The organism is Photobacterium rosenbergii (assembly GCF_003026455.1).
GTDB lineage: Bacteria > Pseudomonadota > Gammaproteobacteria > Enterobacterales > Vibrionaceae > Photobacterium > Photobacterium rosenbergii.
Genome location: NZ_PYMB01000001.1, coordinates 42,357 through 57,562, shown reverse-complemented (window position 1 = coordinate 57,562; position 15,206 = coordinate 42,357). Strand labels below are relative to the sequence as shown.

Sequence of the window (15,206 nt, the reverse complement as noted above, 5' to 3'; positions counted from 1 at the left end):
ACCCAATCATCGGTTATAAGTGGGTATCTAAGAAAGCAACCATGCGCTCTATAATTGGTGACCGCGCTAAATCCGTCCCTAATGCCATTGCCCCAGCGGGATAAAAATGACCAAAACCGGGAACCCAAGCCAAATCGACATCGATACCAAGTTTTTCATAGCTCGGTAATACGTATCGTACACTGGTAACAAGAGGCTCCAAGTCATACTGGCCCATTTGCAGCAATGCCGGAGGCGTTGTGTCTCGATCTTTTGCTGCCGCTTCAACATTAAATCCCAACGACCTACCAGAATTCGCTAACACAGCTTTGACTGGCGCATTCATCCCATAAGCCACATTGAAGCTGGTCATTGCCCCAGCTGAAAAACCACCGACAGCGATGCGCTCTGGATCAATACTGTACTTATCAGAATTGGCCTGCAAATACTCCACTGCACGATAAAGATCTTCTGCCGCTGAAATAATGGTATTGCGAACAATCGGGCTACCATCCGGTAGAGGTTCTAACCCCTTCCCCTGCCGAAGCATGTTGTGGCGGTCATGAAGCGCCTTCATGCGCAGCTCATCTTCTACCAGCAACTCATCGCTATAGCCAATATTCGAAGGCACCGGCTCCTCCAACGACAATCGATAGTCGATAGCCACACAGGTATAACCTTCTTTGGCAAACAACTTACAGTAGTCTCGCATGGTTGTCGTTTGTGCCCCCTCGACCGAATACACATCATTACGCCCACCGCGAATAAAGTTACCACCAAAAGTCATTACAACAACTGGATTTTGATCTGCTCTAGGTTCTGCGGGTTTAACAACATCCATTAGCAAATCACGCTGAGTGATGTTGCCATCAACCGTTACCAACCCTTTACCATAAGGAATATCTAATTCAGCTGTGAAATGCTCACCGACTAATTCAGCCGAAGCCGCAGTGGATAGCAAAAGTGTTGATAAAACAAGGGAAGTCAGGGGCTTTGTCATCTTTCCATCCTCTTTGATTGAATGGTTATATTTTCTCAAACAAGCAAATCCAAACAATCCGATATGAAAAATACCAGCTATCGAAAATTTTGATACTGCTGTATTGTTATTCTGTTGCCGTTTTAGATAGGGACAAATAATGCACAACGCTTTTGAACAATTAGCCGCATTAGATCTAAAAATGCTCCGCATGTTATTGGTACTGTTAGAAACCAAAAACCTATCACGTACCGCAGAGATTCTGGAAATTCAACAAAGCACAGTCAGCTACCAGCTTGGAAAACTACGTGATGCGTTAGGTGATCCTCTTCTGATCCGTTGCGGACGAAGTTTAGAGCCTTCACCTTATGCCATTCAAATTCAACCGGCATTGACAGCGCAATTACAGTCGCTCGAAAACCTACTGTTTGAATCTCAATTCGATCCTCTAAAAGCGACGGGCACTCTGCGTATCGCTTGCCATCGCAACGGTGCCCGTAGTTTCATTCACGCCTTGATATCACGAATGAACAAAACACTGCCCCAAGTAAGGTTAGATATAGTTGACTGGAATGAGCGGGTACCTGAAATGCTTCGTGAAGCTAGGCTTGATTTCGCCATAGGCTTTGCACCCGATAATTTATCTCAGGTAACCGCCTTACCGTTAGGCAAAATCAACTACCAAGTTGTCATGGCCAACACCCACCCTTTGGCTTGTACACCACTCACCGAAAGCCAACTCTTTGACTACCCACATATTGTGGTAAATACCCATGAAGCCGTAGAGAGATGGTTGAATTATTTAGCTACTAAGCACCATCAGCACCGGAATATTGCCTTTTCATCATCATCGATGGAGTTTGCGGCCATGGCTCTGGCGGGTACCGACCGGCTAATGTTCGCAGCCGAGACGAAAGATCCATTTTTCCAACAATATGATGTAACGACCCATCCTGCCCCGTTTATTCCAGCACAAAGCCTGTGCATACTTTTCCACGAGAGGGCGTCATTAGACCCACTTCGTATGTATGGAAAATCGCTGATAGAGGAAGCTGTAAATACAGTTCTCAAGTCAGGATGATAGTTACCATTCTGGTGAAATTTTATGCTGCAACACCGACCCAACTTATAGCCAGCCATTAGCGACTGGCTATATATTCTGGAGATTAACTAGCGGTCTTTAATTGAGGCTGATTAGATGACTTGTTCACTGACTCACACAGCAAAATAAAAGCAATGGCGAATATAGGCAGGTGTCCCAGCAAGTCAGTAGGCCCCGCTACATAGGTGGTGATAGTGAATATCGTTGCCAACAGTCCGACGACTAACCGGTTGGCAAAGCCAAGCATCAACATCAGACCGAGCAAGGACTCGCTCAAACCAACAAACCACACAAAATGCAAATGACTAAATGCTTCCCAACCTAATAACTGAAAGAAGTTATAGTATGGGTACATTTCAAGGAAGGTTAACGACAGGCCCGGTAACATGAGTTTATTGTGCACCCCCAAGATCAACAGTTGTAACCCCAGCATAAAACGAAGCAAAACTACGGCGCTCCCCCGTCCCCCTATGAAATTCACAAAGCGACTGAACATCTTCTTGTCAAAGGGGGTGATATAAGGGCCAATCAATATTAACGCCCCCCCAATACCGAACAACTCGGGAATATAGTCAATCACGGCAGAAAAAGGCAGCAATATACTTGAAGTGAGTGCGATCAACAGGATCATAAGGCCACTGATAGATACAGAAAAAACCATGGTAGTCGCCACAGCGACTTGCAAACAAACACCTATCATCTCGCGCCCTGTATCCAGTTGCAGGTTAGGCGCGATAAATTCGCCAAGCACCACATTGAGGATAAAGAACAACGCCATAATTACCGTTAGAACACGCCAAAAAAAGAAGGAATCGGTCATAACAGGATTGGCGGTTACCGGGCCAAGTAATCCCTGCCGGGTAATAATGGATGCAAAAAGACAAAACCCAACCACAGCGACCAAAATAGAATAAAAAAGTGGATCAATAGGTAAGCTGACATCTGGGAACTGGGTAGAATTAACAAACCATCTTACATGTGCCCAACTAGGCATTGAAAATAAGGCAAAAAACAACAGGGAAATATATCTCATTCTACTTTCTCCTTGTTGTGGGCAAGCTCCCATACCGATGAAGGTGCTATTCCACTTTCAAGTGATAATAAAAACTTTTCAAGCTGTTTGAGTTGGAAAGGAAATAGGTAAAGCGGCTCTAACTCTGTATGGTTCAAGCTATTACGAGGCGATCGATTATAATAATCCATTACCTCACCAAGTTCGTCAAATGAGCCGTTATGCATGTATGGCGCCGTCAAACTTATATTCCTAAGTGTGGGGACTTTAAATGCATGGCGTAACTCTTCACCTTCTGTTTTCAAATAAACCAGTTCATCACAACTCCCCTCACCTTCATCGGCGTATTGGCTTAAACAATTGAACTCGTTATTTGGTAGTTGCTCAATAATCGCCAAACGTCCTTCATCATTCAGGCTTCCAGGCGCTGCCGTTGCGGTGAATCCGCCGTTTGAAAACAATGGACCGCTATGGCAGCGGATACATCGCCCTCGATCGCTGATAAATAGGCTAAGCCCTGCTTCTTCAGCGGGACTCAAAAGCTTATGAGCCGATTCATAATCCTTTTTGACAACCGCTTCGACATACTTATCAAACCTCGACTCTGCGGGCATCAACCGGGCTTGGTATGCCGCCAAAGCCTTACCAATTGACGCATAAATCTGGTTGATTTGGTTGCGCTGCCGATCGGTCAATAATTGCCAGTTTTCGGCACTGTTGACCGGCGAGGCTTGTCTTGGCAATGAGGCCTTTTCGTTTAGAAAATGAGTTAATTGCTCCGTTACTCCAAATGCCTCTTGGTAGTCATCCTTAAAGTTGTCTAACACGATGTGAACAACTTCAAGCCGACTCAGTGCATGCTCGGTAGGATCTTCGAGCGGAAACAGTGCCTGTGACCATAAACTATCGGCCCGGCCATCCCAAAATTGCCAAGAAAAAGCCGCACTACCCACTACAGTCGGCGTATTACGCTTGCCGTCTAACGGCTTACCTGATGTAAAGTAATGTTTAGGTTGGTGGCAATGGGCACAAGAGGTATCGCCTTTTTGACTTAACTGGGGCGAGAAAAACAGTTTTCTCCCTAACTCTGCAGCAGCATCATTACCGATATAAGCATTACCCGGATCAGTGACTGGCGGTAGATTGGACAAATGCAGTGACTGCAGAATAGTTAGTTCATCTTGGTTCCAATGCTGGCGAAAAGCAGGCCCCTCACCGGGGCATCCGATAATCACCATACATAGCAATAGGTAATTGAAACGCCTAAAGCATAAACTCAAAGATAAATTCATGGGTACGCTCTCTGTCATCCTTACATGAAAAGATCACTTGCCATAAACCCGGCATCTGAAACTTCAAACCATCTATTCGGTAGTTTCCAACTTCTCTCTCTTGGTGCCATTGTGGTTGAGTAGGTAACCCATGCCGATGGGCAGGCATCCCGCCCCTTACCTGCTCTGGAGCACAACCGGTAGGGTTTCCTGCACCATCCGTTATCTGCAAATTCCAACTATGTATCTGATTGATAGGTACATCACCATATTTATCAACGTTATACGCCCTCCATCCAAACTCACTAACAGCCCCGATACTCTCTGATGCGGTTGCTATCACGCTATAGATAATTGAAAAAAAGACAAAGAGAGGACCTGTAACTGCCCTTACCATAAATATATTTACCTTATATAAATTATTTGTTGATTAAATTTAACCTATGAATATGTCTTAAATAATTTAATACTGGTTAAATCAATAACAAAACAAATAAAACTGAACAATTAAGTGAATATATTAAAAATACTCCATCATATTTTTAATATAGAAAGTGAAAAAATTGCCATTAAGAATATTCTCACTTTCTTGGTAAAAATCCCTTTATGAAGCGGCGTCACACATTCAATAAATCAATCGCAGATTACATACATAGATGTTCACACAAGTGCACAGTAATTTAGTCAAAAACCACCACCAATAACCATAATCCACAGATGGTTATTTAGCCACATTCAGAAATGAAATCTTTATTACATCTAGGAATATGCCCAAGCTACTTCAAGATACAGGTTCAGCGCCTTGAGGTAACTTGGTTATAAGACAAAAAAGCCAGCCGTTTCCGGCTGGCTTGGTCTCATGCAATTGGGTAATTACACAAGGCTCGACTTAGAATACCGTTTGGTCATCTATCTTAGTCTGAAGTGCACCCAGTGACTTCTCAACTAACTGACGACGCATGTATTTCTCTTCTGCTGGTTGCATATTCGGATCACCCAGAGGATGAGGAATAGCCACCGCTGGGACAATACGGTTCGCACCCACTGTTTTCGAAATTGGAACAACAGTTGCAATGTGAACTACTGGCATCACTTTCTCGATTTCTTTGACCATCGTTGCGCCGCAACGTGTGCAAGTGCCTCAAGTGGAGGTGAAGATGGCGGCTGTCACCCCGGCCTTCTGAAGCTTCATCGCAATCTCTGCACCATATTCCTTGGCTTTCGCTACCGCAGTCCCATTACCGACTGTGGTATAGAACATGTCATGCAGGCTACCGATAACCCCTTCACGCTCCATATCGCGTAACACGTCGACAGGCAGCACACGGTTAGGGTTCTGGTTACAGGCAACCGGGTCATAACCACCGTGGGCAGTTTCATGGGTATCTTCGGTCAGTGTTTCCAGTCCCTGAATGCTGTACTCACCGTACTTAGAGGCACTAGATGACTCAATGTGATCCGGGTTGCCTTTAGGCACAACGCCGCCAGAGGTCACTAAAGCAAACTTCGACGTGCTTAGCATCTCAACCGGAGGTTGTGGCTCGACACGGTCAAAGACCGGCATTGGGTATTCCGTAGTAAACTCAGTACCCGCAAGCTTATTGATTAGCAAATCAACCGCACGCTCAGAGCCACGCTTATCAGCGAAGAAGTTTACCCGGATACCGCGAGGCATGTAGCCCGCTTCTTCAGGTGATCCCATCTCGCCTTCAGTATCGATGAAACGGTTGATCATCTTCACCATGGCCGGAATGGCTTTACGCATACTTGCTGCGCTATTGCCGGTTTCCACCATGTAGGCATACTGACGGAATAGCTCGTAGCCTGGGTTTTCGATGTACATGCCAGAAATGGTGGTAATTCCCATTTCATGAGCTACTTTGGCAACGGTACCACAAGCCATACCATAACGGCCCGCATTGAAGGCAGGACCTGCAACAACAAGATCAGGTTTTAGCTGGGCTAAGATTTCCTGCAGGCTGTGGCAGCATAAGCTTTCATTTTCATTGAAGTAAGAGTCACCACAGATAATGGTATGGGTAACTTCTGCACGGTCTTGCAGCATGGTGTTCACCTGCGTGCCGACACCGATAGTCCCTTCAACCACTTCCATTGGAGTGTGGGCCATCTCTTCACCACCTTTTTGGGCGAAGAACTGGTTTAAGTAATATACGACTTTAATTGTCATTAGAGTGTCCTCGCTTAGCTAGCTTTGGTAGTGAGGGTATGGAAACCAAGCTCACTGGTTGCCCCGATAATCGCCTGTAGTTCTACAGTGATTGAACCGTCTTCATGCAAGCTACCGTTGAAGCCGCCCGCGACGACATCGGCGTAGCGGTCATGGCCAATTACGGTATTCATAGCAGGTAGGGTCACTAGCTGGTTGGCATTACCATTGGTGATCACCGCATCGGCACTCTTGTGCGAGTCTGCCAAAGACTGGCTCTCACCGTTCTGGCCGGCATATTCGTCAGTCAGCAATACGGTCTTGATACCAGCAGCTTCCAGCTTGGCACAGTTCATCATCAAGTCGGCATCTGGGTTACCAAAGCCTTCTTCACTCACGATCGCCGCTTCCCAGCCCATTTGTTTGGCGAGTTTGACGGTGAAGTTGGAAGAGCGCTCTTTGTCTTTCAGGGTGACGTTTTCGTTAGTCACGATGACACCCATGAAGTTGTACTTGGTGCCGTGGTGGCGGTACAAGTCGTAAATCACAGGGCTGTTCTGGTGAACGAAGCTGGTGTTCTTGTCACAGGCCGATACACAGTTACCACTGATAATCGCACCGTCCATCACTTCCGTCGGGTACATCAATGTTGGCAGGATGCCTTTAACATCAACCCCGTAGTAGTATGTGTCGTGCAGCAGGCCTTGGCTTTGCAACATATAGACATAACCCACCTTCGGTAGGTGCGGGAACTCTGCAGCTTGCTCTAGCAGTGGCTTGGTTTCGTAGGTCTCAACCTCTTCCGGTTCGATATGCTCAGCCAAGCGGCCAATCCAACGTGCCGCTTCCAAACCAACAAGACGAACAACGCCTTCATGGTCGTACTGGTTGCAGCTTTCATCCACTTCACATTGGATAACTAGGTTCAGTGTCGATGAGAACGGGGTGTAATCCGCACCCGGGCCGCTCATATCGATGATCCCTTCCTGGAAACCAACGATCTCACCGGTAGTTACAACCGCCATGCCTTTTAATACATGGGTACGGCCTTCACCAACCATGGCTTCTTCGCCTAGGTGACGGCCAGGGAAGATATCGCCTTCGCAGCCAACTTTTACACGCGGTTCAATAACATCTTTGACCGGCATAATACGGGTACTGTCACCCGGTTTGGCGATAGACAGTGCTAATGAGCGGATACGGTGATCCAGTTCGGTCAGGTGGGCAATTAATGCCTGCTGATCGATGACCACAGTATTTTCTTTGACTTCGCTTACTGGACCAAAGGCCAGATCACGAACATGGATATTGCCTAGTTCGAGTTTCATGTGTTTCTCCAAACAAGCGTCAAATGGGAGGGGATCCCAAGATAGAATTGATTTAGCAAGGTGCCGGCCTCGGCTGAAGCCGGACAACCTAATTAGTGACCGAGTCAGCTGACCTTGAGGCCAGAACCTTCCTCGGCATACCCGACAACCCAACAGGGTTCATCTTGACTGCTAAATTCAGTTAATAACGCATTCAGACAATCTTTTGGTACAGCTGCCAGCAGGCCACCGGAAGTTTCCGGGCAGCACAGCTTGCGATGCCAACTTTCATCCAGACCATCAGCAAACACTATGTCTTCACGGTACGCATCAAGGTTGCGCTTCGCTCCCCCGGGGAATAACCCTTGGGCGGCATAGTCTTCGGCTTCTGGTAAGAACGGCACCTGTTCCGCCTTGAAGTGCATACAGATATCACTTTTCTCGGCCATCTCGTGGGCATGACCCAGCAGAGAGTAACCAGTAACATCGGTACAAGCCTTAACGGGGTAATTAGCAAAAATCTCAGCCGCTTTGCGATTTAGCTTTTTCATGCTGTCAGTAGAGGCTTGGATCGCCGCCTGACTCGCTTTACCGCGTTTCGCTGCAGTTGAAATCAGTCCGGTACCAATTGGTTTGGTCAGTACCAGAACATCGCCACTTTCCACCGCCGCCTTGGTTTGCACTTTAGACGGGTGGATGGTGCCCATTACAGACAAGCCAAATTTCGGCTCGCTGTCTTCCACGGTATGACCGCCAACCAATACCGCGCCAGCTTCACGGACTTTCTCCGCACCGCCTTTGAGGATCTGGCCGACGACTTCCTGCGGAAGGTCGGTTGGCACACAAAAGATATTCATCGCCAGTGTTACCTGACCACCCATGGCATACACATCGCTCAAGGCATTCGCCGCGGCAATGGCACCGAAGTCATAGGGGTCATCCACGATTGGAGTAAAGAAATCCAATGTTTGGATAACGGCAACATCGTCGTTGATTTTGTAGACGGCAGCATCATCGCTTACCGTCAGCCCAACCATCAGATCGGGGTACGCTTGTTCGGGAAATAGGGGTGAAATGGACTGCAGAACCTGCGCCATGGCCTTAGGGCCTATTTTAGCGGCTCACCCGGCTTTCTTGGTCATCTGCGTCAGACGAATTTTCTCTGTCATCTCTAATTCCTTTGAAGTGGACGGTAAGGGTAGCGAACTACCCGATGATCTATTCCGATAAAGCAGAATAGTGCAAATGTCTGGATTTAAAGCAAAAATCCATAATTAGCTGATATAGTCTGCCTCAACTAACTTGGTTTTTGCTTGCTCCAAATCACTTTTTGCCACTAACACGATAGGACCGGTACAGCCCATCCCCGTGCGGGCAAAAATGTTCGCTTTCCATAGTGCCTGGCAGGCCTCTTCAATCACGAGGATATCGATCCCGCCTATCTCTGCATCGGTCACCTTCTCCGGTGGTGCAACCACCGTTTCGGTCTCCTCTGCAGCGGGCTTAGCCGTACAATACTTGGCCAAGACACTGTTCAACCCTGACAGGGTGGCGGCTTCCCATTCCTCGTCAACGCGCTTCATAACCTCTCCTCTCGCTGCGTCAGCACACAACCTCATGGCACCTGCCACGACCGGTGCGCCTGACGCCCGTGAGATGATATTCACAGGTTGTTTCGTCGCGCCCTCACCTAACCCCGGTCCATAGCCAAAGCCAGAAGCTTCATAACTACCACCAGTCGTAAATGACGAGAACATTTTCATCAGCAAGTTGCCTGTCAGGCTATCGGTTACCATCACATCCGGTGTACCCTGAAGCAGATCGTTACCACGCATGGCAATTCCACCATCGGCACGTCCTGACTGGGCAAATTGGATATCGTAACCCCCTTGCTGAAGCTCACGCAAAGCACGCTCGCAGACTGAAGCACCATCAACATTAAGGACACCGACAGTCGGTTTTTCGATCCCAGTTGATTTGGCCAGCGCGATACCGTAAATCGCATTTTTCAGCATGGAAGCCTGCCGCTGGGTATCTGTGGTCCCTGTCGTGGAAGCGATGATCATCTCGCGCCCCGTTGACGGTGTTACCACCTTGCCCATGGTGCTCACTCCTAATGGGAAAGCGTAATGAAGGGTGACGCAGCCATCGAGCTGTTGCTCGGCAAACAGGCTCTCCATCACCTTGTGGCACTCATGCAGATCCGCTGCCGGATAACATTCGAAACCACAATCGGGTCCATCACAGCCAATCAGCACCGGTTCGATATCGCTATACTGGCGGGCGACCATTTGTGCCCCGCGCAGCAACTCCTGCGAACCGTGCTCACTGCCAATCAGAGTCAGGCCGATGCGAAGTTTTTTGCCAAACTGACCACTCATCAAGCCATCTGCCATGGCATTGAAAGTTTCGGCCAGTTGTTGATTGATATTCGCCATCTCAGCCTCCGGTTACTGCTCGCCCTGTTTAGGGGACAGTAGGTTCTCAGCCACATCGCGCATTGCCTGCGCAACGACTTGTTTAACCTGATTTTCGTCAAAGGCTTCAGCCTGCTTGCCACTGTTTTTCTGCACCACAAAGCTGAGGCCATCGAACAGGTTGGTCATACGACCAAGGAACAAGCTACCCTTGCCAACCATCATGAAATTATTGATATCACCGTTAACAATCATCTCGCGGCCAAAGCCAAGGAAGGGAACCCCTGAAGGGATATGGCCCTGGGTCGGCGCAAAGCCTGTCATGCCATGCTGCTGGACAAAGGCAGGTAACTGGGTGCGCTCCATCTGGCCTTCTTTTACTGCCAAGGCTGCAATCATCTTGTAGTTTGACTCAGGCACATTACCGGCACCGGCTGGCTTGGTAATCTCTGGGTTTTGCATTTCAACCGAATATTTGTCGATATCGGTCATCTTCATACCAGCCGCTTTCAGCGGGTTGGCGATTAAAGCCGTCATTACCGCCTGCGGCGATGAACCCGTACCAATCTGGTGACGGCCAACAATATCGGTGTTAATCTCTGGGCTGATGCCGTCATTTTCAGTCACCATGCAAGCAAAGCCCGCCAGGCAGTCTTCCAGTACCGGCATGTTTTGCTTCACATGGTCACGGCCGTTCATGCCAAGCTTGGCAACCGCACCACCCGCAACCACCATCACGTTCTTAAATACGCCGGATTTCACCAACGCTGCCGCCAGTGTCATTGCATGGGCAGGGGCTGCACAGAATCCTCGCACGTCGGAACCCGTCGCGCTGTTACAACCGATGATCTCACCGATAGCTTTGGCAAAGTTACCGCCACCACGCTGGTTGATATCGCCACAGGCTTCCTCAGAGCACTCGATGATGTAATCAACGTTGTCAAAATCAATGCCCTGCTGCTTGAGGTGCATTGCTGCCATCACGCCTGATGCCTTGGTACAAAGGTTTTCAAGCATGATGTGGGCGGAGAGGTTCTCATCCTCGTCGTGGGCGGCCTTGACGCAACCGACCAACTCGCCGTTCATCATCAGCACTTCGGCTTGATGATGCTCAACCAACGCCAAGATTTCATCCTTGCTGATCAGTTGGTGGCCTGCTAATAAATCAACCTCGCCATAAAGCGGATGGTGGCCAGCACTAGACTGATAGGTATCAATGAATTCCTGGGTTAAGTGGACCAAGTTGAACACATCCACGTGATTCAACATGGCATAAAATTGGGGCTGGTTGTAGATTTCGCCGAACTTACCTTCCTGAGCCGTATGCTCATGGTTTTCATACCAAGGTAGGGGAATATCTGCCAACTGCTGTGGGGTCAGGTTTCCGATGTAGCACTGGTTCGCGGGGTAAGATACCACTTCATCAAAAGGGCGAAGATGGTCTTTCAATTGCTGCAAGTAAGCGTCTGATGGGTCTTTAGCCCTGGTTTGAACTTGCACCGAACCGTGTTGGATCAACACATCTGGGGTATGGGCGAGCACATAGCTCACGCCTTTTATTACTGCGTATCCCATTGTTACTCCTGCATCCGAGCCGGATAAAAGGTTCGAACCTGCCTGTTTGAAAACAGATCCGAACCAGCATTGAGATATACTTATGCTAATGCAGTTTCGCTGCGGTATTGTTGCATTTCCGCTTTGATAGCATCGACATCAAGTACCATTTCCATCATTCCAACCTGTTCTTCATAAACAGCCGGATCGACGGCATTTTTAACTTCGTCTTCAACCACGTGATAACAAGAGAGTCCTAACTGGACTCCCGCCAATGGTCCTGCAAAAGTCGGATCACCGGTGGTGACGGTTTCACACGCTAGGCCAGAAGCTTCCGCTTCTGCACCACCCAGAATCACAACCAGATTCTCGGCGCCTTTTTCATCGGCTAGGGCTTTAATCCGCTTTTGGTTCTCAAGATCCATTGCGCCTGCGCTTGTTCAGACGAAACATTCTGTGGTGGAGAAAGCAACGTGAGCACCTGTTGTTTGCATGCAGGCTTCGATTGCCTGCCCAGGTACGCCGTCACGGTCTCCCAGAATGATCACTGTTTTGTTAGCGAACACAATTCTGCTCCCGATTAAACATACTTTCCAAATTGCTCACGATACTCTTTGACTTCCGCCACGATGGCATCGACGTCAAGTACCATTTCCATCATGCTGACCTGCTCGTCATAGATAGCAGCGTCGACATTGTCTTTAATTTCCGGCTCAACCACATGATAACAAGAGAGTCCCAACTGGACTCCGGCTAATGGTCCGGCAAAAGTAGGATCGCCGTTTGTCACGGTTTCACACGCTAGGCCAGAAGCTTCCGCTTCAGCACCGCCAAGTACGACAACCAGATTCTCTGGGCCGAACTCGTCAGCGAAACCTTTAATCCTCTTTTGGTTTTCCAGATCCATAGCACCTGCGCTGGTTCAGACGAAACACTCAGTTGTAGAGAAAAGAACATGTGCACCGGCAGATTTAATGCAGGCTTCAATTGCCTGGCCCGGTACACCGTCCCTGTCTCCCAAGATAATAACTTTCTTATCTTTGAGCATTGTTCACTCCAAGGGTACGGATTACTTAGTGTTTAATGTTGGTGATAATTCACCGGTTTATTTGTGCCAACGGGGTTGCCCCCATCCAATACAAATTCTTTATCTTTAGGCCGTTTCTGCCACGAAGCTTTCGATCATGCTTTCAACATGTTCGATTTCCAATTCTTCACCAGAAAGGTGTTCTGCTTTCTCACCGTTACGGTAGAAAACAAACGACGGTAGCCCCATCACTTTCTGTGCCATCGCCAAACGGCGATTGCCCTGAATATTCAGTTTGCAGAACTTGATTTCCTCACCGTACTTCTCGGCTAGCGCCATTACCTCTGGCATCAACTCGATGCAGCGGCCACAGTTCTCGCTCCAGAAGTCCACCAATACGATGCCATCGGTTTTGACTTCGGCATCAAAGTTTTCTTTGGTTAGTTCTATCATTGCGTTTCCCTTAATACAGAGTTTCTAACTCGGTAATATCCTTAACATCTACTCGCTTGGCTTCCTGCCCAGCGTCAAATCGAATCACTACAGGCACTTCAGATACCGAGAAACGGTTCGCAATGTTCTGGCTCTTATAGGTATCAATCGTCACAACACGCTGTTCTGGGTGGTCTTTGCACTTAAGCTCTAGCTGGTTGATAACTTCCAAGCTTTCTTTGCTCAGCGGGTTCCAGAATGCCACCATCGCCGTTCCACCAAATTCCGACACCGACTTGCGCCAACTCTCCTCTTCCTCGATATACCGGTCAGCAGCAACGGCAGCGACCGCCCCGTCACCCGCAGCAGTAACAACCTGGCGGAGGAATTTATCGGTCACATCACCGACAGCGAAAATGCCCGGTACACTGGTTTCCTGCTTGTCATTGGTAATGACATAACCCTGTGGTGTCAGCTCGATTAGCTCTTTGACAAAGTCGGTTTTTGGCACAGTACCGACAAACATGAACACACCGTCAGCAGCCAGTTCACTGATCTCGCCAGTTTTGAGGTTCTTGAGTTTCACGCCGTTGACCAACTCATCGCCAGTGATCTCTTCCACCACTGAGTTCCAGACAAATTCGATTTTGTCGTTAGCAAACGCCTGTTCTTGGGCTGTTCGGTCAGCATCGAGAATACCTTGGTCATGGAGCACAACCATGGTGACTTTGTTGACAAACTTGGTCAGGAAAACAGACTCTTCCACCGCTGTATTGCCAGAGCCCACGACCACCACATCCAGTTCTTCATAGAAGTCAGCGTCACACGTCGCGCAATAGGACACGCCTTTACCACGGAATTCAGATTCACCGGTAATACCAAGAATTCGTGGTGTTGCCCCTGTCGCGACAATAATACTTTTTGCCAGGTAGGTTTCGCCTTTATTGGTGGTTAAGGTTTTGATGAAGCCGTCTTCGGCAATCGAGATCCCCGAAACCAAACCACGCGCGAATTCCACACCGAATTTGTCACAGTGTTCCCGGAACATATCCATCAACTGCGGGCCAGTAGCCTCGAGAATACCCGGATAGTTTTCCATTTCACTGGTTGTTGCAGCTTGGCCACCTGTATTCCTTTTATCTTCTATGACCAGGGTTTTCATTTTACCGCGAGCAGCATAGACACCAGCAGACAATCCACCAGCTCCGCCACCGATAATAATGACATCGTATAGTTCTGACATATTTTTCACCGATTGCTATTTCACACCACACCCTTAATACCTCTAGGTATAAAGAATGCATTTAGAACAAATCAGTTATTGCAGACCCAAAGTTAGACGAGAACCAAATATCAAGCTTCAGTATCCATAGTTACAAAAAGGACTGCCGCATCTCTCTTGGGTAGTTATTTATCTTGTAATTTTCCTTTTACCCAGTAATAGCTTCTTGTTCGTAAAACTTATGGCTGATTATAATTAGTAATGTGATGTTTTTTGTGAGCAAAGCCCAATTCCAGTATAAAACTCTAAACCAACCATCAATATGATACGCAAGTCATATTAATGCTTCTAAAAAGCCCATACTTGTTAAGTAAAAACACCTAACCAATAACAACCAAGCAACAAAACATGTTCCGATAGTGAATTTTTACGTAAATATTCTACTTATAGTGAATTTCCACTCATTCTGGAAACTGATGTGATCATGGTTCAACAAAATTATATAATTTTGATGATTGTCTGAAATCGCACAGATGCATTAGTAAAACTAATCAATTGTAAAAATAAAAGTATTGCGTTATCTCAGTGGTAAAATAGGGATATATAGCAAAATAATGAAAACGCTCTTTTGTACTGTTTTCATGAGACTGACCCTGTCTTGAAGCTAGTTTTATTTTTATTTTTGAAATCTCCCCACCCACTACTAATAAGCGATAAGACTTCAATAAGTGTAATAT

Annotated in this window: 14 protein-coding genes; 1 reads left to right on the top strand and 13 read right to left on the bottom strand. The window is 47.5% G+C overall.

Features of this window, described 5'->3' with window-relative positions:
- Positions 1 to 13 precede the first annotated feature (13 nt).
- Complete coding sequence (locus tag C9J01_RS00275) at positions 14 to 979, bottom strand: alpha/beta hydrolase (RefSeq protein ID WP_107296114.1); 966 nt, start codon at positions 977 to 979, stop codon at positions 14 to 16.
- 139 nt (positions 980 to 1,118) lie between these two features.
- On the opposite strand from C9J01_RS00275, the gene C9J01_RS00270 reads away from it, so the two are divergent.
- Positions 1,119 to 2,039, top strand: a complete 921-nt coding sequence (locus tag C9J01_RS00270) for a LysR family transcriptional regulator (protein ID WP_107296113.1) — start codon at positions 1,119 to 1,121, stop codon at positions 2,037 to 2,039.
- A gap of 85 nt (positions 2,040 to 2,124) precedes the next feature.
- Here the strand turns inward: C9J01_RS00270 and C9J01_RS00265 are convergent, their stop codons facing one another.
- From C9J01_RS00265 to trxB, 12 genes are all read right to left on the bottom strand, one after another.
- Positions 2,125 to 3,093: a hypothetical protein gene (locus tag C9J01_RS00265; RefSeq protein WP_107296112.1), complete on the bottom strand. Its 969-nt coding sequence runs from the start codon at positions 3,091 to 3,093 to the stop codon at positions 2,125 to 2,127.
- Positions 3,090 to 4,364: a cytochrome-c peroxidase gene (locus tag C9J01_RS00260; protein ID WP_158264465.1), complete on the bottom strand. Its 1,275-nt coding sequence runs from the start codon at positions 4,362 to 4,364 to the stop codon at positions 3,090 to 3,092. Before C9J01_RS00260 ends, C9J01_RS00265 begins: the two co-directional genes overlap by 4 nt.
- Positions 4,336 to 4,740, bottom strand: a complete 405-nt coding sequence (locus C9J01_RS00255; RefSeq protein ID WP_107296110.1) for a FixH family protein — start codon at positions 4,738 to 4,740, stop codon at positions 4,336 to 4,338. Before C9J01_RS00255 ends, C9J01_RS00260 begins: the two co-directional genes overlap by 29 nt.
- A 492-nt stretch (positions 4,741 to 5,232) precedes the next feature.
- Positions 5,233 to 6,531 (bottom strand): glycine reductase complex selenoprotein B, encoded by a 1,299-nt coding sequence (grdB, locus tag C9J01_RS00250; RefSeq protein WP_107296109.1) that lies wholly within the window; start codon positions 6,529 to 6,531, stop codon positions 5,233 to 5,235.
- A gap of 14 nt (positions 6,532 to 6,545) precedes the next feature.
- Positions 6,546 to 7,838, bottom strand: a complete 1,293-nt coding sequence (locus C9J01_RS00245; RefSeq protein WP_107296108.1) for a glycine/sarcosine/betaine reductase component B subunit — start codon at positions 7,836 to 7,838, stop codon at positions 6,546 to 6,548.
- A gap of 104 nt (positions 7,839 to 7,942) precedes the next feature.
- On the bottom strand, positions 7,943 to 8,986 hold the full coding sequence (gene selD / locus C9J01_RS00240; RefSeq protein ID WP_107296107.1) for a selenide, water dikinase SelD: 1,044 nt from the start codon (positions 8,984 to 8,986) through the stop codon (positions 7,943 to 7,945).
- A 105-nt stretch (positions 8,987 to 9,091) separates the two neighbouring features.
- A complete protein-coding gene (gene grdD / locus C9J01_RS00235) occupies positions 9,092 to 10,255 on the bottom strand; it encodes a glycine/sarcosine/betaine reductase complex component C subunit alpha (RefSeq protein WP_107296106.1) in 1,164 nt (387 codons plus the stop codon).
- 12 nt (positions 10,256 to 10,267) lie between these two features.
- Positions 10,268 to 11,809, bottom strand: a complete 1,542-nt coding sequence (grdC, locus tag C9J01_RS00230; protein WP_107296105.1) for a glycine/sarcosine/betaine reductase complex component C subunit beta — start codon at positions 11,807 to 11,809, stop codon at positions 10,268 to 10,270.
- Between the two features lie 80 nt (positions 11,810 to 11,889).
- Complete coding sequence (gene grdA / locus C9J01_RS00225) at positions 11,890 to 12,354, bottom strand: glycine/sarcosine/betaine reductase complex selenoprotein A (protein WP_272898703.1); 465 nt, start codon at positions 12,352 to 12,354, stop codon at positions 11,890 to 11,892.
- 14 nt (positions 12,355 to 12,368) lie between these two features.
- The gene (gene grdA, locus C9J01_RS00220) at positions 12,369 to 12,836 is read right to left on the bottom strand and encodes a glycine/sarcosine/betaine reductase complex selenoprotein A (protein ID WP_107296104.1); all 468 of its coding nucleotides are present in this window, start codon (positions 12,834 to 12,836) and stop codon (positions 12,369 to 12,371) included.
- Positions 12,837 to 12,941: 105 nt separating this feature from the next.
- Positions 12,942 to 13,268 (bottom strand): thioredoxin TrxA, encoded by a 327-nt coding sequence (gene trxA / locus C9J01_RS00215; protein ID WP_107296103.1) that lies wholly within the window; start codon positions 13,266 to 13,268, stop codon positions 12,942 to 12,944.
- 10 nt (positions 13,269 to 13,278) lie between these two features.
- Positions 13,279 to 14,490: a thioredoxin-disulfide reductase gene (gene trxB, locus C9J01_RS00210; protein WP_107296102.1), complete on the bottom strand. Its 1,212-nt coding sequence runs from the start codon at positions 14,488 to 14,490 to the stop codon at positions 13,279 to 13,281.
- Between the last annotated feature and the right edge of the window lie 716 nt (positions 14,491 to 15,206).